Source organism: Actinomadura parmotrematis, from assembly GCF_019458805.1.
GTDB classification, from domain to species: Bacteria; Actinomycetota; Actinomycetes; order Streptosporangiales; family Streptosporangiaceae; genus Spirillospora; species Spirillospora parmotrematis.
In genome coordinates this window covers 78,030-99,522 of record NZ_JAIBOA010000018.1, presented here as the reverse complement: position 1 = coordinate 99,522, position 21,493 = coordinate 78,030, and the positions used below count along the sequence as shown (strand labels likewise).

General features: G+C 74.0%; 22 protein-coding genes and 1 pseudogene. 15 read left to right on the top strand and 8 right to left on the bottom strand.

The features are described 5' to 3' along the window. Positions 1 to 7: 7 nt before the first annotated feature. From K1Y72_RS25660 to K1Y72_RS25650, 3 genes are all read right to left on the bottom strand, one after another. Positions 8 to 535 (bottom strand): YceI family protein, encoded by a 528-nt coding sequence (locus K1Y72_RS25660; RefSeq protein ID WP_220169027.1) that lies wholly within the window; start codon positions 533 to 535, stop codon positions 8 to 10. Between the two features lie 37 nt (positions 536 to 572). Continuing rightward, positions 573 to 1,460 (bottom strand): VanW family protein, encoded by an 888-nt coding sequence (locus K1Y72_RS25655; RefSeq protein WP_220169026.1) that lies wholly within the window; start codon positions 1,458 to 1,460, stop codon positions 573 to 575. A 141-nt stretch (positions 1,461 to 1,601) separates the two neighbouring features. Further along, a complete protein-coding gene (locus K1Y72_RS25650) occupies positions 1,602 to 1,826 on the bottom strand; it encodes a DUF6158 family protein (protein ID WP_220169025.1) in 225 nt (74 codons plus the stop codon). Positions 1,827 to 1,931: 105 nt separating this feature from the next. Between K1Y72_RS25650 and K1Y72_RS25645 the strand changes: the two genes are divergently transcribed. After that, positions 1,932 to 2,375 (top strand): 2,4'-dihydroxyacetophenone dioxygenase family protein, encoded by a 444-nt coding sequence (locus tag K1Y72_RS25645; protein WP_220169024.1) that lies wholly within the window; start codon positions 1,932 to 1,934, stop codon positions 2,373 to 2,375. Then, positions 2,372 to 3,550 carry a cytochrome P450 gene (locus K1Y72_RS37350; protein ID WP_220169023.1) on the top strand — a complete coding sequence of 393 codons (1,179 nt, stop codon included), beginning with the start codon at positions 2,372 to 2,374 and terminating at the stop codon, positions 3,548 to 3,550. The genes K1Y72_RS25645 and K1Y72_RS37350 overlap by 4 nt, the downstream gene beginning before the upstream one ends. Positions 3,551 to 3,646: 96 nt before the next feature. Here the strand turns inward: K1Y72_RS37350 and K1Y72_RS25635 are convergent, their stop codons facing one another. Both K1Y72_RS25635 and K1Y72_RS36620 read right to left on the bottom strand, forming a co-directional pair. Then, the gene (locus tag K1Y72_RS25635; RefSeq protein WP_220169022.1) at positions 3,647 to 5,230 is read right to left on the bottom strand and encodes a bifunctional phosphatase PAP2/diacylglycerol kinase family protein; all 1,584 of its coding nucleotides are present in this window, start codon (positions 5,228 to 5,230) and stop codon (positions 3,647 to 3,649) included. Positions 5,231 to 5,393: 163 nt separating this feature from the next. Beyond that, positions 5,394 to 5,621, bottom strand: a complete 228-nt coding sequence (locus K1Y72_RS36620; RefSeq protein ID WP_258573677.1) for a hypothetical protein — start codon at positions 5,619 to 5,621, stop codon at positions 5,394 to 5,396. Between K1Y72_RS36620 and K1Y72_RS25630 the strand changes: the two genes are divergently transcribed. The 3 genes from K1Y72_RS25630 (at position 5,614) to K1Y72_RS36615 (ending at position 7,815) form a co-directional block, all read left to right on the top strand. After that, positions 5,614 to 6,360 carry an ABC transporter permease gene (locus K1Y72_RS25630; protein ID WP_258573675.1) on the top strand — a complete coding sequence of 249 codons (747 nt, stop codon included), beginning with the start codon at positions 5,614 to 5,616 and terminating at the stop codon, positions 6,358 to 6,360. The two genes, K1Y72_RS36620 and K1Y72_RS25630, sit on opposite strands and share 8 nt — an antisense overlap. Beyond that, a complete protein-coding gene (locus K1Y72_RS25625; protein WP_220169020.1) occupies positions 6,353 to 7,165 on the top strand; it encodes an ABC transporter ATP-binding protein in 813 nt (270 codons plus the stop codon). The genes K1Y72_RS25630 and K1Y72_RS25625 overlap by 8 nt, the downstream gene beginning before the upstream one ends. A gap of 131 nt (positions 7,166 to 7,296) precedes the next feature. Next, positions 7,297 to 7,815, top strand: coding sequence for a YbhB/YbcL family Raf kinase inhibitor-like protein (locus tag K1Y72_RS36615; protein ID WP_258573673.1), 519 nt, complete (start codon positions 7,297 to 7,299; stop codon positions 7,813 to 7,815). Positions 7,816 to 7,908: 93 nt separating this feature from the next. On the opposite strand, the pseudogene K1Y72_RS36610 reads toward K1Y72_RS36615, so the two are convergent. After that, positions 7,909 to 8,535 (bottom strand): annotated as a pseudogene (locus K1Y72_RS36610) (DUF5937 family protein); the annotation flags it as partial. 340 nt (positions 8,536 to 8,875) lie between these two features. On the opposite strand from K1Y72_RS36610, the gene K1Y72_RS25615 reads away from it, so the two are divergent. Next, the gene (locus tag K1Y72_RS25615) at positions 8,876 to 10,072 is read left to right on the top strand and encodes an MFS transporter (RefSeq protein ID WP_220169018.1); all 1,197 of its coding nucleotides are present in this window, start codon (positions 8,876 to 8,878) and stop codon (positions 10,070 to 10,072) included. Positions 10,073 to 10,129: 57 nt separating this feature from the next. On the opposite strand, the gene K1Y72_RS25610 is transcribed toward K1Y72_RS25615, so the two are convergent. Beyond that, positions 10,130 to 11,437, bottom strand: a complete 1,308-nt coding sequence (locus K1Y72_RS25610; RefSeq protein ID WP_220169080.1) for a KamA family radical SAM protein — start codon at positions 11,435 to 11,437, stop codon at positions 10,130 to 10,132. A gap of 472 nt (positions 11,438 to 11,909) precedes the next feature. On the opposite strand from K1Y72_RS25610, the gene K1Y72_RS25605 reads away from it, so the two are divergent. The 6 genes from K1Y72_RS25605 (at position 11,910) to K1Y72_RS25580 (ending at position 18,148) form a co-directional block, all read left to right on the top strand. After that, the gene (locus K1Y72_RS25605; protein ID WP_308287227.1) at positions 11,910 to 12,626 is read left to right on the top strand and encodes a DUF998 domain-containing protein; all 717 of its coding nucleotides are present in this window, start codon (positions 11,910 to 11,912) and stop codon (positions 12,624 to 12,626) included. Then, positions 12,623 to 13,561 carry an alpha/beta fold hydrolase gene (locus K1Y72_RS25600; protein ID WP_220169017.1) on the top strand — a complete coding sequence of 313 codons (939 nt, stop codon included), beginning with the start codon at positions 12,623 to 12,625 and terminating at the stop codon, positions 13,559 to 13,561. Before K1Y72_RS25605 ends, K1Y72_RS25600 begins: the two co-directional genes overlap by 4 nt. Further along, a complete protein-coding gene (locus K1Y72_RS25595; protein ID WP_220169016.1) occupies positions 13,558 to 13,944 on the top strand; it encodes a hypothetical protein in 387 nt (128 codons plus the stop codon). Before K1Y72_RS25600 ends, K1Y72_RS25595 begins: the two co-directional genes overlap by 4 nt. A gap of 82 nt (positions 13,945 to 14,026) precedes the next feature. Further along, a complete protein-coding gene (locus K1Y72_RS25590) occupies positions 14,027 to 14,428 on the top strand; it encodes a hypothetical protein (RefSeq protein ID WP_220169015.1) in 402 nt (133 codons plus the stop codon). A 142-nt stretch (positions 14,429 to 14,570) separates the two neighbouring features. Beyond that, positions 14,571 to 15,710 (top strand): phosphate acyltransferase PlsX, encoded by a 1,140-nt coding sequence (gene plsX, locus K1Y72_RS25585; RefSeq protein WP_220169078.1) that lies wholly within the window; start codon positions 14,571 to 14,573, stop codon positions 15,708 to 15,710. A 53-nt stretch (positions 15,711 to 15,763) separates the two neighbouring features. Continuing rightward, the gene (locus K1Y72_RS25580) at positions 15,764 to 18,148 is read left to right on the top strand and encodes an HAD-IC family P-type ATPase (RefSeq protein ID WP_220169014.1); all 2,385 of its coding nucleotides are present in this window, start codon (positions 15,764 to 15,766) and stop codon (positions 18,146 to 18,148) included. Between the two features lie 6 nt (positions 18,149 to 18,154). Here the strand turns inward: K1Y72_RS25580 and K1Y72_RS25575 are convergent, their stop codons facing one another. Continuing rightward, positions 18,155 to 18,556, bottom strand: a complete 402-nt coding sequence (locus K1Y72_RS25575) for an ATP-binding protein (RefSeq protein WP_220169013.1) — start codon at positions 18,554 to 18,556, stop codon at positions 18,155 to 18,157. Between the two features lie 100 nt (positions 18,557 to 18,656). On the opposite strand from K1Y72_RS25575, the gene K1Y72_RS25570 reads away from it, so the two are divergent. From K1Y72_RS25570 to K1Y72_RS25560, 3 genes are all read left to right on the top strand, one after another. Further along, the gene (locus K1Y72_RS25570) at positions 18,657 to 19,475 is read left to right on the top strand and encodes a helix-turn-helix domain-containing protein (protein ID WP_220169012.1); all 819 of its coding nucleotides are present in this window, start codon (positions 18,657 to 18,659) and stop codon (positions 19,473 to 19,475) included. Further along, positions 19,468 to 19,653, top strand: a complete 186-nt coding sequence (locus tag K1Y72_RS25565) for a DUF397 domain-containing protein (RefSeq protein ID WP_220169011.1) — start codon at positions 19,468 to 19,470, stop codon at positions 19,651 to 19,653. The genes K1Y72_RS25570 and K1Y72_RS25565 overlap by 8 nt, the downstream gene beginning before the upstream one ends. 727 nt (positions 19,654 to 20,380) lie before the next feature. Continuing rightward, entirely contained in the window at positions 20,381 to 21,454 is a 1,074-nt protein-coding gene (locus tag K1Y72_RS25560; protein WP_220169010.1) for a hypothetical protein, read from the top strand. Positions 21,455 to 21,493: the final 39 nt, after the last annotated feature.

The window sequence follows — 21,493 nt, the reverse complement described above, 5'->3', positions numbered from 1 at the left end:
CGGCGCCTCATTCCGCCGGGTAGGCGAGGTCGAAGACGACCTCGACGTCGTCGGCGAGGCGGAGCGCGCCGAGCAGCGCCGAGTAGGGCTTGATCCCCCACCGGGTCTGGCGGACGGTCGCGCCCCCGCGCACCCGCCCGTGCTCGGCGTTCGCCCGCACGGTGAGCGGCTCGGTGCGGCCCGCGACGGTGAGCTCGCCCTCGACCTCGCAGGCGTCCCGGTCGGCCCGCAGCGAGCGGAAGACGATCTCGGGGTGCTCGCCGGCGCGCAGCACCTTCCGCAGGTTCCTGGTGATCTCGCCGATGTCGTCGCCGGACAGCGGCAGCACGCCGCCCGCGCCCTCGCGGACGGTGAGGCCGGCGGTCTCCACGACGACGCTGACGGCGGGCCCGGCGCCGTCCGCGCCGCCGGGCTCGACGGTGGCGCGCCAGCGCGTCGCCTCCAGCGTCAGGTCGTGGCCCGCGCGGCGGCCGAGACCGCTCCGGCCGGTCTTGAGGAGGAGCAGTCCGTCGCGGGGGCCGAGTTCATGCGCCATACCGACACCCTAGGACGGGTCGCCGCGGCCCGCACGATCAGACGCAGGACGCCTTCGGTTGCGCCTGGTAGACGGTGTGGTAGCGCTCGCGGCGCACCCGCCGGCCGTCCTCGTACAGCGACCGCCACACGTCGATCGAGAAGCCGCGGCCGCCCGGCATCGGCACGCAGCGGGCGCCGCGGCCGGGCGCGGCGGTGCCCGCGCGGGTGATCCGGTAGGGGCGGGAGATGTCGGAGCGGACCCGGTAGCGGCGCGTCCCCCACAGGGTGACGGTGAGCGTCGTCGGGGTGAGCGCGGTGCGGATCGTCACCGGGTGGCCGGAGTCGTTGCGCCAGACGAAGTCCAGCCCGGGGTAGGCGACCGCGGCCTCGCGGCCCTGCGGGTACTCGGGCATCCACTGCGTGTGCGCGCGGGCCCGGCGGATCTTCAGGCCGGCGTCGAAGACGGCGTTGAACAGCGTGGTGGACACCTGGCAGATGCCGCCGCCGACGTCGTTGACCAGGCGCGCGCCGACGATCGTCGGGGCGGGCACGTAGCCGCGCCGCGCGGTCCGCGGGCCCACGGCGCCGTTGAAGGAGAACCGGGCGCCGGCGGCGACGGTGCGGCCGTCGAGGGCGCGCGCGGCGAGGCTGATGTTGCGGACCCGTGCCTCACCCGGCCGGAACCCCGTCGTGTAGGTGCCGATGGGCGCCGCGCGGCCGGTCGCGGCCCGGTCGGCGACGCGCCGCGCCTCCGGCGGCGGGCCCGTGCCCGGCTCGGCGGCGGCGGCGCCGGGCTCGGGCCCGCCGCCGCCGGAGATCAGGTAGGCGCCGACGAGCGAGACCGTCACCGCCGTCGTCCCGGCCACGCACGGCCACCACCGGCGGACGCACACGCCCAGCCCCGGCTCGTCGAACCGGATGCGCCCGGTCATGCGCACGGTCATCGGCACCTCCCCGGTCGAGCTCCACCGCGCCCTCGACGATGATCATTACAGTGCGTGACCGGGCGGGAGCGCGGCTTCACCGATCCTTGCCGCAATCCTGGAAGTGCCGTCCGGCCGCCCCCGGCGGGGGCGGCCGGGCGGTCAGCGGCTGCGCGCGCCGTCGCGGAGGCGGTCGGGGTCGATCTCGCGGGACGGGAACCGCCGCAGGTACTCGGCCTCCAGCTGGGCGGTGCGGCGGGTGTGCTCGGCGAACGCGGGGTCGGACGCGTGGCGCAGCGCCTCCATGCGCGTCTCGTACAAGTGGCCGAGCTCGCGGAACAGGTCCCGCTCGTCGAGCTGCGCCGGGTCGACGCCGATGGTGTCCATGGGCACCCCTCTTCTCGTGATCTCCTCGCCGCCGCACCTACCCCGCCAGGACCGGGCGAACCGACCGCCCTTGCACCCGGCGGCGAACCTACCTAGCGTTTGCTCATGACCGAGATCCTCGGGCCGCCCGTCGGCCACGTGCACTCCGACGACCTCCCCTGGGTGACCGCCGGCCCCGTCGGCCTCCAGGTGCTGCGCGTCTCCCCCGACACCTGGGTGGTCCGCAACCGCTTCGAGGCAGGGTTCCAGCTGCCCACCCACAAGCACACCGGGAGCGTGCACGCCTACACCTTCGCCGGGCGCTGGAAGTACGCCGAGTACGGCGTGGACTACGTCGCCGGGACGTTCATCCACGAGCCGCCCGGCTCGATCCACACGCTGACCATCACCGAGGACAGCGACATCCTGTTCATCATCGAGGGCGCCTTCATCGAGTTCGACGCCGAGGGGAACATCTCGGGGATCGTGGACGGCGAGTCGACGCTCGCCGCCTACTACGCGCTCTGCGACGCGGCCGGCATCGCCCGCCCCGACGGCATCCTCGCGTGACCGTCCCGCCGGGCTTCCCCGACGGCTGCTTCGGCGCCGGCCACCCGGGCGCGCTGTACGAGGAGATCCGGGCGCACGGCGCGCCCGTCCGCCACCCCGAGCTGCCGCTCTGGCTCGTCGGCACCTACGCCGAGGTGCACGAGGCCGCCGCCGACCCCGCGGCGTTCCGGTCCGGCGACGGCATCCTGATCTCCGAGATCGGGCACGCCTACGACGCGCCGCCGACGATGATGCACACCGACCCGCCCGACCACACCCGCTACCGCCGCCTCGTCGCGCCGGCGTTCCGGCCGAAGGTGATGCGGGCGCTGGAGGGCCCGGTCCGCGACCGCGTCCGCGCCCTGCTGGACGCGCTGCCGGCGGGCGCGCCCGCCGACGTCGTGGGCGGCCTCGCCGTCCCGCTGCCGCTCCAGGTGATCTGCCTGCTGCTCGGCGTCCCCGAGGACGACTGGCCGCGCTTCCACGCCTGGTCGGAGGCCATCGTGCCGGGCGCCGCCGAGGGCCTGGACGACGCCGAGCGCGACCGGCTGCGGATCGAGTGCGGCACCTACCTGGTGCGGACCGCGCACGAGCGCCGCGACGCCCCGCGCGACGACGTCATCTCCCAGCTCGCGACGCTGACGGCGGACGGCGACTCGCTGACCGACCTGGAGCTGGTCATGTTCCTCATCCAGCTCCTCGTCGCCGGCAACGAGACGACCCGGCACGCGATCTCCGGCGGCCTGCACGCGCTCGCCGCCGCCCCCGGCCAGTGGGCGGCGCTCCGGGCGCGCCCGGCCGCCCTGCTGGACGGCGCGGTCGCCGAGATCCTGCGCTGGACGGCGCCGGTCGTCTACTTCCTGCGCACCGCGACGCGGGACGTGACGCTCGGCGGCGCGAAGATCGCCGCGGGCGAGCGGGTGATGCTGCTGTACGGGTCGGCCAACCGCGACCCGGCCGCCTACGGGCCGGACGCGGGCCGCTTCGACATCGCCCGCGCGCCCGAGCCGGCCGGGCTCGCCTTCGGCTTCGGGCCGCACTACTGCCTGGGCGCGGCCCTCGCCCGCTTGGAGCTGCGCATCCTGCTGGAGGAGACCGCCGCCCGCCACGAGCGCCTCGTCCCGGCGGGCGACCCCGTCTGGAACGCCTCGCCGCTCGTCACCGGCCTCCGCCGCCTCCCCCTCGCCCTCTCCTGACCGGATGGTCACCCAAAGTTGAGATGCGGCGTGTTGGCCACTTTCGATCGCGAAAGTGGCCAACACGCCGCATCTCGACGAGTCGTGACCGGGCGGTCAGCGCTTGGGGCGGGCCTCGTTGGCGTCGGCGGGCGGGCCGGGCGGGCAGAACACCGCGAGCGCGCCGCTGTGCTTGCCGAAGCTCAGCGTCGCCGGGACGGTGCCGACCTCGCCGTCGCGGGCGAGGCGCAGCGCGCCGTCCAGGGACCGCAGGTCCAGCCGGCCGCCCGCCCAGTGCCGGTAGCCGGGCATCAGGTGCAGGTGCCCGATCAGCACGGCGGCGACGGCGCGGGCGCGCGGCACCCGGCGCGTGCCGGTGGTGACCATCCGCACGTCCAGCCGGCCGTCGTCGAGCCGGTCCCGCCAGGTGGGGGCGGGGCCGCGCGCCCCGTACAGGCCGTTGCCGACGAAGCCGAGCCACACCTTGCGGGTGCGGCCGTCCACGACCATGTCGATGGGCTCGGAGTGGCGGAGCGTCCGGACCGCCGCGACGGCGAGCGCGGGCCACTTGCCGAGCCGCTTCTCCAGCCGCTCGCGGCGGTCCACCATCTCGGTGTAGGCGCCGAAGCTGGCGGTGTTGAGGAACGGCTGCTCGGGCCCGCCCGGCGACGCCACGTACGCCACGTCCGACCGGCCGAGGCAGCCCTGCCGGTAGGCGCGGATCGCGTCCTGCACGTCGTCGATGCCGAGCGTGCGGGCGAAGTGGTTGAAGGTGCCGCCGGGCACCGGCAGCAGCGGCACGCCGTGCTTCACGGCGGCCTGCGCGCCCAGGTTGATCGTGCCGTCGCCGCCGATGACGGCGAGCACCTCGGCGCGCCCCGCCGCCTCGTCGATCGCCGCGGCCAGGTCGCCGTCGGGGTCGACCTCGACGACCTCGGCGGCCGGCAGCTCGCGGCGGAGCAGCGCGACCGCCGCCTCCGCCGAACTCTTGATCAGCTTGACGTTCTCGGCGGTGTTGTCGCCCGAGCCGCTGTTGACGACGGCGACCATGCCGCGCCCGTCGTCGGTGACCGTGACGCTCTCGGTGCCGGTCGGGCGGACCTGCGCCGCCGGCGGGCGCGGCGGCATGAACAGGCGGGTGCCGAGCCCGGCGGCGACGCCGACGCCGAGGCCGGCGAGGACGTCCCCGGGGTAGTGGGCGCCGGTGTACACGCGGGAGAACGCGACGGTGAGGGCGGTCGCGGCGACCGGGACGGCGACGGCGGCGGGCGCCTCCAGCGCCACGCCGGTCGCGAACGCCGCGGCCGACGCCGAGTGCCCGGAGGGGAAGGCGTGCGAGGTCGGCAGCTTCCAGCGGATGCGCACCGGGGGGACGAGGTCGACGACGGGCCGCTTGCGCCGGAACGCCTGCTTGCCGAGGACGTTGACGGCCGGGCTCGCGACCGCGATGCCGAGCGCGCCGCGCAGCGCGGCGCGCCGCAGCCGCGTCCGGCGGGTGGCGGCGAGGCCGGCGGCCGTGGCGAACCACAACACGCCGTGGTCGGCGGAGTGCGACAGCCGCGGCAGCACGTACTCCAGGCCCGGGAGCCGCGCCGAGGCGACGAGATCGAAGGCCTTGCGGTCGATCCGGCCGAGCCGCCGCAGCACCGCCGGGCCCCGCTCGGTGCGGCGGCCGGCGTTGTCGCGGGGCAGGACGCGCATGCGTACGGCCTGCGCACCGGCCGTCCGCCGAGGGTGAGAGTCATGCATGTCCGGGGTATCCCCACGGACACGGACATGATGCCGCCAAGATCTCGAATCGGTGCTCACATGCGGGCGAACGTCCCTCACACAAGGCGGACTGCAATAGGCTTCCCGGCATGAGTCACCCGGAACGGCTCAGCACCTCGGGTGGCGAGCCGGTCGCCACGATCGCGGAGCCTCCTCGCTTGAACGGGTCGGGCAGCAGCGAATCCTTGGCGACCTTCGCCGCCCGGCACGGTCTGACCCAGAGTTCGGCGCGCCCCCCGCTGCGCCAGTACGTCCAGGACGTCTGGAACAGGCGCAACTTCATCTGGAGTTTCGCGTCGGCCAAGACGTCGTCGATGTACACCAGTTCCCGCCTCGGCCAGGTGTGGCAGGTCCTCACGCCGCTGCTGAACGTCGGGGTCTACTACCTGATCTTCGGTGTGCTGCTGAACACCAAGCGCGGCGTCACCGACTTCATGCCGTTCCTGGTGACGGGCGTCTTCATCTTCACCTTCACCCAGCGGTCGCTGCAGGCGGGCGCCAAGTCGGTGAGCGCGAACCTGTCGCTGATCAGGGCGCTGCACTTCCCGCGGGCGTCGCTGCCGTTCGCCTACGTGATCGTCGAGCTGCAGCAGCTGCTGATCTCGATGGTGGTGCTGTTCGGCATCATCTTCGCCTTCGGCGAGCGGCCGTCGCTGCAGATGCTGTTGATCGTGCCGATGCTGGCACTGCAGCTCTGCTTCAACATGGGGCTCAGCCTGGCGCTCGCCCGGGTCGGCGCGTTCACCCCCGACGTGCAGCAGCTCCTGCCGTTCATCATGCGGACCTGGCTGTACGCCTCCGGCGTGATCTTCTTCCTGCCGTCGCTGGCGCACCGGCTGGAGCAGCACCACTGGCTGCTGGAGCTGCTGAAGGCCAACCCGGGGTCGGTGTACGTCGAGCTCGCCCGCACCTCGCTGCTCGCCTCCTACCGGGACGACCTGCACAGGATCCACTGGGGGGACGACCACCTCTGGTGGTACGCGATCTTCTGGGCGGTCGCGGCGATGATCGTGGGCTTCTGGTACTTCCAGCGCGCCGAGGAGAGGTACGGCCGTGGCTAACTCGCTGAAGGACAAGGCCACCGGGCCGCAGCCCGAGGTCACCCTCGACGACGACCGCGACCCGATCGTGGTCGTGGACGGCCTGCACATCGTCTACCGCGTGTACGGCGGCGGGGGCGGCAAGGGCAACGCCGCGTCCGCGCTGATGCGCGTGGTGAAGCGCGAGGGCCGGCCGCAGATGAAGGAGGTGCACGCCGTCAAGGGCGTGTCCTTCGTGGCCTACCGGGGCGACGCCATCGGCGTCATCGGCACCAACGGGTCGGGCAAGTCGACGCTGCTGAAGGCGATCGCCGGCCTGCTGCCGCCCGCCCGCGGCGCCGTCTACACGGCCGGGCAGCCGTCGCTGCTCGGTGTGAACGCCGCGCTGATGAAGGACCTCACCGGCTCGCGCAACATCATCCTCGGCTGCCTCGCGATGGGCATGACGCCCGAGGAGACCAGGGAGAAGTACGACGAGATCGTCAAGTTCGCCGATCTGAAGCCGGGCTTCATCGACTACCCGATGAACACCTACTCCTCCGGCATGGGCGCCCGGCTGCGGTTCGCGATCGCCGCGGCCCGCACCCACGACGTGCTCTTGATCGACGAGGCGCTCGCCACCGGCGACGCCAAGTTCAAGCGGCGCAGCAAGGCCAAGATCGACGAGCTGCGCAAGGACGCCGGCGCGGTGTTCCTGGTCGCCCACAACCTCGACGTCATCGAGGAGACCTGCAACCGGGTCATCTGGCTGGACGACGGCCGGATGCGCATGGACGGCGACCCCGACACCGTCCTCGGCGCCTACACCGAGGCCACCGGCAAGTAGCGGGACGCGCGGAGCGGCGCCCGCCGGGAGCGATCCCGGCGGGCGCCGCCGCGTTGCGGCGCGGCGCTGATAGGTATGGGGTGGGGATCATCGCGTCCCCGCGCAGCCGTCCGCCGACAAGGAGGTCATCCATGGCCAAGGCGCCGCTCCCGTACGAGTTCCTGCCCGAGGTGCCGTCGTTCACCGTCACCAGCACCGACATCGCCGACGGCGAGACGCTGTCCGACCGGCACGTCTTCGACGACTGGGGCTTCTCCGGCGGGAACCTGTCACCCCAGCTGTCCTGGTCGGGGTTCCCCGAGGGCACGCGGAGCTTCGCGGTCACCTGCTTCGACCCCGACGCGCCGACCGGCAGCGGGTTCTGGCACTGGTCGCTGTTCGACGTCCCCGCCTCGGTCACCGAGCTGCCGACCGGCGCCGGGACCGCCGGTGCCGAGGTCGGCGTGCAGGCCCGTTCGGACTACGGGATCAAGGCGTTCGGCGGCGCCGCCCCGCCCCCCGGCGACCCGCACCGCTACGTGTTCGCCGTGCACGCCCTGGACGTCGAGACGCTCGGCGTTGACGCCGAAGCCTCGCCCGCCGTCGTGGGCTTCAACGTCACGGCCCACACGCTGGCCCGCGCGGTGATCGTCCCCGTCTACGGGAGCTGACGCCGGGGCCCCCGAGGGGGCCAGCAGCGCGTCGCCGAGGGCGGTCCGCCGGTAGCGGACGGACCGCCCCTGGCGGTCGCGGGCGACGAGGCCGGCGTCCCGCAGCACCGCCAGGTGGTCGCCCGCGCCGCCGAGGCTGAGCCGCAGCTGCGCGGCGAGGTGCGTCGTGGTGGCGGGGCCGTCGAGCGCGCGCAGCAGCGCGGCGCGGGTGCGGCCGAGGAGCCGCCCGAGCGCGTCGGGGCCGGCGGTGCGGGCGTCGCCGCGCTCCCAGAGCGCCGCGACGCCGCGCGCCGGGTAGGAGATCGTGACGGGCCAGTCGGGCTCGGCCTGGACGCCGAGCCCGGGGAAGATCGTCGGGACGAGCAGGACGGCGTCCGCGGTCCGCCGGGTCGCGAAGCGCTCGAACCCGGCCAGCTCGATGGCGCCGCCCGTCCCGTCCGGGCGCCAGCGCACCCGGTCCGACAGCCCCGTCAGCGCCTCGGCCCACCCGTAGGCCGTGAGGCGGCCCGCGCGGTGCACGATGTCCTGCTCCAAGATCGACCGCAGGACGGGCCACTCGGGCTCGATGAGGGCCGTCCAGGCCCGTTCCAGGCCCCGCGCGAGGCGCTCGACGACGTCGGGGGCGGCGTAGAGGGCGGCGAGCTCGGGCCCGGGGTCGGGCAGCGCGGCGAGGTTGCGGTCCAGCTCGGCGCGGGCCAGCGCGAGCGGCGTGGCCCGCATGACGGCGAGCTGGCTCGCGATGGTCTCGTGCGGGCCGGCCGGGGGCGGGGCGACGAAGTCGGCCATGTAGGCGTGGCGGCGGCGCAGGAAGGCCAGGGCGCGGACGGCGGGGTCGGCGCTCGCCTCCCGGTAGCGGTCGCGCATCCGGGCGACCCAGGGCGTGATCGTGCCGGCCTCCACGTGGCCCGCGAGCGGGCCGAGCAGGCTGTTGACCTCGTACAGCGGCGCGATCGCGAAGCGGCAGGCGACGACGGCCGCGCCGGACAGCTCGATCCGGATCATCTTTCGTCCATGGCCGAAAGGTTAGCCGCGGCGGCGCCCGTCGCCCAGGGTCGTCCTCATGAGCGAGATCGCAGTGGACCAGGCCCCGCCCGGCTTCCGGCGGCTGTTCGCCGTCGGCGAGTTCCGCGCGCTGTTCGGCCTGCAGGCCCTCCAGGCGGGCGGCGACCAGGTGCGGGTGCTGGCCCTGTCGGTGCTGGTGTACGGGCGGACCGGCTCGCCCTTCCAGGCGGCGCTGGTGCTCTGCGCCGGGATGCTGCCCTACGTGCTCGGCGGCGCGCTGCTGCTGTCGCTGGCCGACCGGTGGCCGGCGCGGCGGCTGCTGACCGGCGTGCACGGGGCGCGGGCGGTCGTCGCGGCGCTGCTGGCGCTGACCCTGCCGCCGCTGCCGGTGGCGCTCGCGCTCGTCCTGCTGCTCGGGCTGGTCGCGCCGCTCGGCGCGGCGGCGTCGCAGGCGGTGCTGCCGGAGGTGCTGCCCGGCGGCGGGTTCGTCCTCGGCCGGTCGCTGTTCATCATGTCGGCGGGCGCGGCGCAGATCGTCGGGCAGGGCGGCGGCGGGGCGCTGCTGGTGCTGATCGGGCCGCGCGGCGCGCTCTGGACGGCCGCCGCGCTCGGCGTGATCGGGACCGTCCTCGCGCGGTTCGGGCTGCGCGGGCGGCCGGCGCGGGCCGCCGGGACGGGCGGGACGGTGCGCGGGACCTGGCGGGGCAACCGGGAGGTGCTCGGCGACCCGGCGCTGCGCGGGGCGCTGCTGGCGGCGGTGCTGCCGATCTCCCTCGCGGTCGCCGCGGAGGGCGTGGTGATCCCCTACACGGCCGGGGCGGGGCACCCGGCGGCGGCCGGGCCGATCTTCGCGGCGGCGGCGGGCGGGATGCTGCTCGGCAACCTGCTCGTCGGCCGGTTCGCGAAGGGCGCGCGGCTGTCGCGGCTGGCGCTGCCGCTCGCCGTCCTCACCGGCGTCGCGCTGCTGCCGCTCACGCTGGCGCCCGGGACGCCCGTCGCGGCGGCGCTGATGGGGCTGTCGGCCGTGGGGCTCTCCTACGAGCTGGCCGTCCAGAACCGCTTCGTCGACCTCGTCCCCGAGCGGCTGCGCGGGCAGGGGCTCGGGCTCGTCGGGACGGGCCAGATGACCGGCCAGGCGCTCGGCATGGCCGCCGCGGGCGCCCTCGCCGAGGTGTGGTCGCCGGGGACGGTGATGGCGCTCTGCGGGGCCGGGGCGGTCGCGGTGTCCCTGGCGCTCGCGCGGCACGTGCGCTGAGGGCGGGCCGGCGGCCCGCCCCCAGCGTCAGGACGCTACTCCTCGAACGGGCTGTGCTTACTCGAACGGAAAACGATCGGCGAAGGCCGGCTTGAGCTCGTCCAGCCAGATCGCCTCCGGGTCGTACTTCGCGAAGAACGGCTTGCCGACCAGGTCGTCGTTGCGGGCCTGGATGAAGTGCAGCGCGAACACCTTCTCGCCGGCGATCTCCAGGACGCCGTCCACGCAGACCTTGCCCGGCGTCGCCGACATCGACGGCCCGCGGACCGTGCGGGACAGCCCCGACACGTTCTTGTAGGCGTCGCGGAACACCTCGTAGGCGCGGGCGAGCGGGACGGCGAAGTAGTCGCGCGGACCGGTGTCGCGCTCGACGAACATGTAGTACGGCACCATCCCCATGCGGGTCTGGGTCCGCCACATGCCCTCCCACACCTCCGGGTCGTCGTTGATCGAGCGGATCAGCGGCGCCTGGGTGCGGAGGACGGCGCCGGTGTCGCGGATGCGCCGGACCGCCTCGGCCAGCACGAGCGGCTCCAGCTCGCGCGGGTGGGTGAAGTGCGCCATGAACGCCAGGTTCTTGCCGGACTCGACGACCTGCTCGAACATGCGCAGCATGGCGTCGGCGTCGGGGTCGGTGACGAACTTCTGCGGCCAGTACGCGAGCGACTTCGTGCCGATCCGGATGGACTCCAGCTGCTCCAGGTCCAGCAGCGGCTCCAGGTAGCGGCGGAGCACCGGCTCCCCCATGATCATGGCGTCGCCGCCGGTGAACAGCACGCTGGTCACCTCGGGGTGCGCGAGCAGGTACTCGCGCAGCCGCGCCGGCTCGTCCCCGGCCATCTTCAGGTCCGGCTCGCCGACGAACTGCGCCCAGCGGAAGCAGTACGTGCAGTAGGCGTGGCACGTCTGGCCCTGCTTGGGGAAGTACAGCACCGTCTCGTCGTACTTGTGCTGCATGCCGGGGATCCTGCCGTCGCCGAAGCTCGGCACGTTCAGTTCGAGCTGCCCCGCCGGGTGCGGGTTCAGCCGCATCCGCACGGCGTGCGCGGCCGCCTCCACCTCGGCCGCCGGCGCCTCCCGCCGCAGCAGGTCCGACAGGTGCGCCACGTCCTCGGCGGGGAGCATGTCCGGCTGCGGGAACACCAGCCGGTAGATGGGGTCGTCCGGCGCGGCCGACCAGTCGATGAGCTCCTCGATGACGTAGGCGTTGGTGCGGAACGGCAGGACGGCGGCGACCGCTCGGGTCGCGAGCCGCTGGTCCGGCGTGAGCCCCGCACGAGCGGTCAGCTCGTCCAGGTGCTTCGCCGTGAAGGCGCGGAACTTGCGACCGGCGGGCCGCGTCGCGGGAGCCGCGTCGTTCACCATGGTCACGTGTCGGTACTCCTTGGAGTTCGGGGCGGGAAACACGCCGCAGCGGACGTCACGGAACGTGGCCGCTATGGGCCGGAGCACCCCCATTCAACCGGTGATTTCCGGTGCATGACGAATAGTTACCCCTTTCACATTACAAAGATGCTGGTCAACCATAAGTCGCGTTCCTGGCAAACGTCTGAATGGGCGGAAGGAGGGCGGGAACGCGATTACGCACCGTCAGCGGGCGCCTCTGGCGCGTTCCACCCGATGTTTCACCGGAGGCGCCCAGGGCAGGGGGTCCGGTTTCGGCGGGACCGGACGCCGGAGCGGGCGCCGCGCCGGACGCCCGGGGCGACGTGGCGCGCGGGCGGGCCGTCTCTATGCTTGGGGGCACGGTCCACCCCCCGGAACCGAGGCTGCGCGGGCGGCGTTCGAGAGGACGGGTGTGGACAGGCAGGCGCAGCGTCGAGGCGAGGGGGCCCGCGTGGAGCGTGACGGAGGCGGCCCGGGGCGGGTGCCCCTGTTCGCCGTGGTGCTGGCCCTCGTCGCCGCGGTCAGCTACGCGTCGTTCTTCCTGGAGAACGTGCTGAGCCCGGACCTGGACGTCATCAACGGCTACGTCAGCGAGCTGTCGGCGATCGACCAGCCCTTCCACACCGTCTACAGCGCCGGCGACCTGATCACCGGGGTGCTGTCGATCGTGGTCGCGGTGACCGCGCTGCTCACCCTGCGCCGCCGCCCCTGGTCGGTCGCGGGCTGGACGCTGCAGGGGCTTTTCGGCCTCTGGGCGATGGGCGACGCGCTGTTCCCGCTGGACTGCGCGCCGAGCCTGGAGACCTGGTGCGCGCTCCGCGAGCGCGCCGACCAGGTGTCGTTCTCCCACCAGTTCCACTCGGTGACCAGCACGACCGTCGTCTGCTTCGGCGTCGCGTCGCTGTTCACCCTGTCGATGGCGGCCCGCCGGTACGGCTGGTGGCCCGCGCTCGCGCGCTGGGGCTGGCCGCTCGCCATGCTGGAGATCGTCGCGGGCACCGGCACGCTGGTCGCCATGCTGCTCGGCCGGTGGCTCGGCATCGTGCAGCGCGTGCAGATCGCCATCCTCTGCCTCGGCCTGCTCACCATCGCCTGGGCGCTCTACACCGACCAGCGGGCCGGCCGGACGACCCCCTCCGAACCCGAACGAGAGGGAGTGCTGCCATGACCGAGCCCACCGGCGACCTGGACGCCGCCGCCGGCGCCACCGGCGCCACCGCGCTGTCGGCCGTCCCGGCCGGCCTGGAGGCCGTCGTGGAGGCGGGCGGCGAGCGCGTCCACCTCACCGACACCGGCCGCCCGGACGGCCCCACCCTGCTGATCACCAACGGTCTCGGGGGCGCCGGCTTCGACTGGCGCGCCGTCGTCGAGCGGCTGTCCGGCGCCTACCGGATCGTGCTGCTGGACCGGCCCGGCCTCGGCCTCAGCCCCGCCGCGCAGGCGCCGCCGAGCCTCCGCCGCGACGTCGCCGTCCTCGCCGACGTCGCCGCCTGGACGGGCGGGCCCGTCACCGTCCTCGCCCACTCCATGGGCGGCTTCCACGCCGAGGCCCTGGCCCGCCAGTGGCCCGCCCTCGTGTCCGCGCTCGTCCTCGTCGACCCGAGCTACGAGGCGGACGCCAGGCCGCCCGCCGTCCGGTTCGCCACGCTCGCCGCGCCCGTCGCGCAGGCCGCCGGGAGCGCGCTCGGCGCGACCGGGCTGCTCCGCCTCGCGGGCCCGGCCGGGCGCCGCTTCGCGATGCGCTTCACCAGCAGCGTCCCCGACGCCACGCCCGACGCGGAGGTCCGCGCGGTGTACGGGCGCGGCACCGTCCTCGGCACCATGCTGACCGAGAACATCGCCTACCGGGAGATGGCCGCCGACCTCGCCGGGCTGCGCGAGCGGCTCCCGTTCCCGCCGGTCCCGCTCGTCGTGCTCACCGCCCTCGGCGACGTCGACGGCGACAAGGCCCGCCGCGAGTGGGCGTCCGGGCACGCGCGGCTCGCCGCGATGACGCCGCTCGGCCGCCAGGTCGAGCTCACCGACTCGCTGCACATGGTGCAGATCGACCGCCCGGACGCCGTCGCCGACGCCGTCGCGGCCGTCCACGAGGGGCGCGCGTGAGGCGGGGGCGGGCGGCGGCCGCGCTCGCGCTGGCGCTGCTCGTCGGCGCCTCGTCGAGCGGCTGCCGCGTCATGCAGCGCATCTCCGAGGGCGCCTACCGCAACGCCGTCACCGACGGGACGATCGCCGAGCTGTCCGCGCGCGGCGTGCGGCTCGCCGGGCGGCCCGCCTGCGCGATGCCGGCGGCGCGGCCCGGCGACCGGATGACGATCTCCTGCACCGCGTCCACCGCGACCGGCGAGCCGGTGCGGGTGAGCGGGACCGCGGCCGAGGTCGGCACCCGGCACCCCCGCGAGCTGTACGTGATCACGGTCGCGGGGCGCGAGCTGCTCCGCAAGGACTGCCTCGGGCTCGGCTGCGCGCACCGCTCCGCCGATTCTTGATCTTGTAATGGATCGGCCCGGGGGACGGAAAACCCGCCGCCGGTCGCGCGTGGCGCGGCGGCCGGGCGGTGATGCTGCGATCGTGAAGATCACCCGCAAGAAGGCCCTGGTCATCGGGTCGGCCACCGTCCTGCTGACGGGCGCCGCCGCCTCCGCGTCCTACGTCGCCCTCGCCCACACCAAAGAGCTCCGCTACGACACGCAGAGCGCGCTCCGGGCGGCGCTCCCGGCCGCCGCCACCGCGGAGCTGGCCGCCCGCGGCGTCACCCTCGGCCGCGGCCTGACCTGCACCGACATGCGGGGCTGGACCAAGAAGAAGATGCGGGTGAGCTGCACCGGCCGGACCGCCGACCGGCACGACGTCCGCGTCCTCGGCTCCGGCGAGGACGCCACCCAGGACCAGTGGTACACGATCCTCATCGCCGGCAAGCCCGTCGTCCAGAACGCCGGCTGCCTCGGCAAGGACTGCGGCAAGCGGGAGTGAGGCCGGGACGGAGCTGCCGAGGCGACGCCCTACCATCGACAGGACCGCCCCGGCCCGCCGGGGCACCGTCCCGTCCCACCCTGGAGCACCCGTGTCCGCAGCCGTCCCGGCACGCCCGACCGCGCCGGTGGCGGTGGACACCATGGGCGGCGACCACGCCCCCGCCGCCGTCATCGCGGGGGCGGTCGCGGCCGTCCGCGACCACGGCGTCCGCCTCGTCCTCGTCGGCCAGGCGCCGCGCATCCGCCGCGAGCTCGACCGGCACGGCGTCGCCGGCGAGATCCCCATCGTGCACGCCGACGAGGCCCTCGACATGGGCGAGGGCGCGCTCGCGAGCTGGCGGAAGCCCCGCTCGTCGGTCGCCATCGCCTGCCACCTGATCAAGCAGGGGCGGGCGTCGGCGCTCGTGTCGGCGGGCAGCACCGCCGGCGTCGTCGCCACCTCCCGGCTCCGCCTGAAGGGGCAGCAGGGCGTCATGCGGCCCGCGATCGCCGTCACCCTGCCGACCGAGCCGCGCCCGACGGTGCTCCTGGACGCGGGCGCGACCGCCGACGTCAAGCCCGAGACGCTCGTGCAGTTCGCCGCGCTCGGCACCGCCTACGCGCAGGTCCGCCTCGGGCTGGAGCGGCCCCGCGTCGGCCTGCTGACGATCGGCGCCGAGCCCGGCAAGGGCAACAAGCTCGCCAAGCGCGCGCACGAGCTGCTCGCCGCCGGCCACCACGACGTGGAGTTCGCCGGCAACGTCGAGGGCCACGACCTGCTGACCGGCGCCGTCGACGTCGTCGTCACCGACGGATTCACCGGCAACGTCGCCCTGAAGACGATGGAGGGCACCGTCCGGATGGCGTTCGGGGAGCTGCGCGCGGCCATGACGGCGTCCCGCACGGCCAAGGTCGGCGCGCTGCTCCAGCGCCGCCGCCTCCAGGCGCTCCGCGACCGCCTCGACTCCGACACCTACGGCGGCGGGGTGCTGCTCGGCCTGAACGGCACCGTCGTCATCGCGCACGGCGCCGCCGAGGAGCGGGCCGTCACCGCCGCCTGCCGGCTCGCCCACGACCTCGCGGCGGGCCGCATCGTCGACCGCGTCCGCGACCAGATCGCCGCGACCCGCACGTCCCGGTTCGGGCGCTGGACGCACGGCGAGCGCGACCACGCCGACGCCGAACACGAGGACGGCGCCGCGCCGCCGCCCGGACCGGTCGCCGAGGAGCCCGCCGAGCCGGTCCCGAACCCGGCCGTCCCGCCCGTCGCCGAGGTGCTGGAGCGGCCCGAGCAGCCGTGATTGGCCCCCTCCCGACCGGGGGACGATGATCTTCGGGGGCTCTTGTGACGGATGTGGAGACCACCGCGGCGCGCGGGCTGACCGCGGCCGAGGTGCGCGAGCGGGTGGCGGCCGGGCAGGCCAACGACGTGCCGCGGCGGTCCAGCCGGTCGGTCGGCGAGATCGTCCGGGCGAACGTGCTGACCCGCTTCAACGCGCTCATCGGCACGCTGTTCGTGCTGGTCCTGGCGTTCGGGCAGTGGCAGGACGGGCTGTTCGGCGGCATCATCGTCGCGAACTCGGCCATCGGCGTGATCCAGGAGCTGCGCGCCAAGCGCACCCTGGACCGGCTCGCCGTCATCGGCGAGACGCCCGTCACGGTCCGCCGCGACGGGGCGGAGGAGACCGTCGCGCAGCACGAGGTCGTCCTCGGCGACCTCATCGTCCTCGGCACCGGCGACCGGATCCCGGTGGACGGCGCGGTCGCGTCCGCGCGCGGCCTGGAGGTCGACGAGTCGCTGCTCACCGGCGAGGCCGACCCCGTCCACAAGGCGCCCGGCGACCAGGTCCAGTCGGGCAGCTTCGTCGTCGCGGGCGGCGGCGCCTTCACCGCCGAGAAGGTCGGCCGCGACGCCTACGCGGCGCGGCTCGTCGAGGAGGCCAGCAGGTTCACGCTGGCGCGCTCGGAGCTCATGTCGGGCATCGACCGGTTCCTCAAGTGGATCACCTGGCTGATCGTGCCGACGGCGGTGCTGCTGTTCGTGTCGCAGTGGAACTCCGCGGGCAGCGTGCCCGCGGCCGTCGTCGGCGCCGTCGCCGGCGTCGTCACCATGATCCCCGAGGGCCTGGTGCTGATGACCAGCATCGCCTTCGCCGTCGGCGTCGTCCGCCTCGGCCGCCGCAGGTGCCTGGTGCAGGAGCTGCCCGCCATCGAGGGCCTCGCCCGCGTCGACGTCCTCTGCGTCGACAAGACCGGCACCCTCACCGAGCCCGGCATGGACCTCGACCGCGTCGTCGCGCTGTCGGACGCCCTGCCCGGCCGGGCCGCGCTCGCCGCCCTCGCCGCCGGCGACGACGACCCGAACGCGACGATGCGCGCCGTCCAGGAGGGCCTCGGCGAGCCCGACCCGCACTGGACGATCACCGGGACGGTGCCGTTCTCGTCCGCCCGCAAGTGGAGCGGCGCCGCCTTCGACGGCCACGGGAGCTGGGCGTTCGGCGCCGCCGACGTCCTCCTCGGCCCCGCCGACCCCGCCCGCGCCGAGGCCGAGCGGCTCGGCTCCACCGGCCTCCGCGTCCTCGCCCTCGCCCGCGTCCCGGACGGCTCGTTCGCCGATCCCGACGGCCTCGACGCCACGGCGAGCGCCGAACCCGCCGCCCTCGTCGTCCTCCGCCAGCGCGTCCGCCCCGACGCCGCCGAGACGCTGCGGTACTTCGCCGACCAGGACGTCACCGTCAAGGTCATCTCGGGTGACAACCCGGTGTCGGTCGGCGCCATCGCCGCCGACCTCGGTTTGCCGGGCGCTTCACACCCGGTGGACGCGCGGACGCTGCCGGACGGCGCCGGCGCGATGGGCGAGGTGCTGGAGGCCAACTCGGTGTTCGGGCGCGTCAGCCCGCAGCAGAAGCGCGCGATGGTGAAGGCCCTGCAATCGCGGGGCCACACGGTCGCGATGACCGGCGACGGCGTCAACGACGTCCTCGCCCTCAAGGACGCCGACCTCGGCATCTCGATGGGCTCGGGCTCGGGCGCCACCCGCGCCGTCGCGCAGATCGTCCTGCTGGACAACCGCTTCGCGACGCTCCCCCACGTCGTCGGCGAGGGCCGCCGCGTCCTCGGCAACATCGAGCGCGTCGCGAACCTGTTCCTGACCAAGACGGTGTACTCGATCCTGCTGTCGGTCCTGGTCGGCCTCGTCGGCGTCCGGTTCCCGTTCCTGCCGCGCCACCTGACCCTGATCAGCAGCCTGACGATCGGCATCCCGGCGTTCTTCCTCGCCCTCGCCCCCAACACCGAACGCGCCCGCGCGGGCTTCGTCCCCCGCGTCCTCCGCTTCGCCGTCCCCGCCGGCATCGCCTGCGGCGCCGCGACCTTCGCCGGCTACCGCCTGGCGACCGAGAACCCCGCCACCGGGTTCGAGGACGACAGCACGACGGCGTCCCTGGCCCTGTTCGTCCTGGCCCTGTGGGTCCTGCTGCTGATCGCGCGGCCGTGGAACTGGTGGCGCCTGTCGCTGGTCGCCGCGATGGCGGCGGCGTTCCTCGTCGTCCTGGCCGTCCCGTGGCTGCGCGACTTCTTCGCCCTGCACCCGGACAACCTGCAGAACGACCTGACGGCCCTGGCCATCGCGGTGGGCGCGTCCGTCCTGCTCACCCTGTCGCTGCGCTGGGACACCTGGTACCAGCGCTTCCGCCGCCCCCGCAAACCCGAGGCCGAGACCACGGACCCGCAGCGGTAGCCCGCCTCACCCCCCGACAGCGGCCCACACGCACTTCCCTCCGCCCGCGACGGGATTCACACCCCACTCGCTCGCAAGCGCGTCCGTGATCAAAAGCCCCCGTCCGCACTCGGCGAGTTCCCCGGGCGCCCGCAGCACCAAAGCGTGATCGCCCTTGTCCCGCACCTCGACCACGAACCCGCCTTCGCCCCGCAGCGACAACCGCACGGTCACCGGCCCGACCCCATGGACGACGGCGTTGGTCACCAGCTCCGACAGCACCAGCGCCCCACTGTCGATCGCCTCACCCCTCACACCCCACCCCCGCAACACGCCCCGCGCCCACCCCCGCACCTCCGGGACGCCCTCGCGCCCCGCCAGCGGGCCGGCCACGGCCTCGCTGCCTGCATGGACCACCGAGATCTCCATTCGCGCCTCCCTGCGCATTCGCCGTTCCGCTGCCACCCTGCAACGCGACGACTACGCTAGGTACACTGCGCCCATTGATCCCACCCCCAAGGATCTCCACATGCCGACGGCCGAGACACTGGACCCCGACCACTCACGCTGGCACTGGCTTGCTGTCGACCTGCGCGTATGGCGCTTGGAACGCAACCTCTCGCAGGCGGATGTGGCACGCATACTGAAGATCGATACTTCTACGGTTTCGAACTATGAATCGGCCCGCGCTAAAATCCCCAAACACCACACCGAAACCCTCGATGAGCGATGGCGCACCCGAGGCCACTTCACGAGACTCCGCAGGCTGGCGGAGAACAGCCACAATCCAGACTGGGGCCGCCAGCACGCCGAGTACGAGGATTCCTCCTCGCTCATCAGAACCTTCGAATCATCGACCGTGCCTGGCCTGCTGCAAACCGAGGAGTATGCCCGCTCCTGCTTCACCGCCGCGGGGGTGGAGGACGTCGACCACGCCTGGGCAAGGCGCGCCGCTCGCCAGCAGCTCCTCAGCAGGGCCGACTCCCCGAAGGTGTCCGCGATACTCGACCAAGCCGTCATCTCCCGCACCGCAGGCGGTGCCAGGATCATGAAAGTGCAGCTCGCCCGGCTGGTCGAATTCTCGCTGTCACCCATGGGCCTGTTGCGAGTGGTTCCGTGGTCGGCGGGCGCGTACATCGGGCAGGACGGATCGTTCAAAATCATGCATCGCGCCCGCTCGAACGATGCGGTCGTCTATATCGAGGCCCAGGAGGGCGGTCGCTTGATCAACGACCCTACAAAGATCCGCGAGTTCGACGTACGTTGGGAGCGCGTCAGTTCCTGCGCCCTGTCACTGAGCACCTCCCGACAGTTGATCATTGACACGATGGAGTCCCTCAATGAGTGACGCGCCGCGTTGGCGGAAGAGCAGCAAGAGCAACACCACAGGCACCGGCGACTGCGTGGAACTGGCACGCCTCCCCCTCGGCATCGGCGTCCGCGACAGCAAAGCACCTTCGGCCGGTCACCTCGTCCTCACGCCCACCGCGCTTGTGGCCCTGGCCGAGCACCTCAAGAACACCTGACGCCGCCTCGCCGCTGTACACGGCCGCCAAGGCCCTACCCGCCGACCAGCTCGGCGCCGAGTGGCTCGCTGAGTACCGCGCCGCCCGCCAGGAAACCCACGCCCGCCGCTGATCAGAGCACGCCCGCAATAGCGGCCGAGAGGCAAGCAACCCGCCCCGGCCGCCCCGCCGCCGCCGAGACGATGCGATCGCCCAAAGCCCAAGCGTGGCGCGTCCGGCACCTCCGATTCCCGCCAAGCCCATCCCACCGCAGCCACCAGTGACCAGGTGGTCGTCGAGCGTTGACTTGCGGCGTGTTGCGCTTTTGAAACGTTTCAAACGCGCAACACGCCGCAAGTCAACGCAGGGTGACCGGTGGGTCATGGGCGGCGCGATTCGGGGATTCCCGGAGCGTCGGCCGGGGACGGCGAACGCCCGGGTGGTCGCGTCGGTCGCGTCGGTCGCGCCGACCACGACGACAGGCGGCGTCCGCGAGCGCGGCAGGTGGGTGAGCGGTCCGGTGAGATGCCCGTGCCGGCGGTAGCGGGCGAGGGCGCCCGGTCCGGCGACCACGTTGAACAGCAGGTTCGTCGGGGTGACCGCCGGGCTCGGCACGCCGAGGACGCTGAGCCGGACCGGCGCCGTCACCAGCGCGATCAGCGTCCCCGCGCCGAGTGCGAGGGCGGCCGGGCCGACCGAGTCGATCATTCGGGCGGCCTGCCCCGGCGCGCGGTGCTTGGATGGCGGCGTGATCTCCCCTGAGGCGGCGGACGCCCCCGAATCCGACGACTGGAATGCGTGGCGCGCCTACGCCGAAGCGCTGGCCGAGGCGGACGACCCGCGCGGCGCGGCGATCCTGACGGAGGCCGACGGCGCCGACTACCGCGAGGTCGAGCGGCAGTGGGGGCTGGACGGCCTACGCGACGACGGCTCCTGGCACTTCACCTGGGCGCGCGGGTTCATCGACCGGGCCCGGTTCCGGCTGGCGCCGGAGACGGCGCCGCAGCGGCGGGAGCTGGTGGAGCGGTTCGCGGCGGGGGCGGACGTCGACGATCCCGAGCGGTGGGAGTCGGTGCTGATCGAGGCCCTGCTGTCCCATCCCGCCGCCGCCAGGCTGCGCGGGCTGGAGCTGCACCTGACCGACGTCCACCACTCCGCCCGGCGCGCCGCCGAGGCCCTGGCCGCCCGGCGGCGCGAGCGGCTCACCGATCTGCGCTTCGGCTACGGCTTCACCTACCTCTACGAGGACGTCCGGACCTCCACCGGCGGCCGCGTCGACCCCATGGACCACTACGACGCGGGCTTCGTCGGCGACGCGACCGACGCCCTGTGGCGGGCGTTGCCCGCGCTGCGGACGCTGGCGGTCGAGGGCGCGCTCCTGTTCCACTGGATCGCCGGCGACGCCCTCACCGACCTGCGGCTGCGCGGCGCCGTCCTGTCGGACGGGGCGGTGTTCCCCGGCTCCCGGCCGGGCACCGTCACGCTCCCGAACCTGGCCGCCCTGACGCTGGAGATCGGGACGGACGTGCACGGCACCGCCTGCCCCGTCGAGCAGCTCGACGAGCTGGACGCGGCGGGCTATCCCGCCCTGCGCAGCCTCGACCTCGGCGCGGCCGAGTTCGACGCGAGCGACGACGACGTCCTCGCCGCGCTCGCCGCGTCGTCCGTCCTGCCCCAGCTGGAGCGCCTGCGCGTCCGGAGCCTGGACGTCGAGGACGCCGCGGAGCTCGCCCCGCGCTTCGCCCACCTGGACCTGTCGGCGGCCGGCCCGGTCTCTGACGACGCCGCGGACGTCCTGCCCATCGTCCCCTGGACGCGCTGACCCCCCGGTCACTCAAAGTTGAGATGCGGCGTGTTGGCC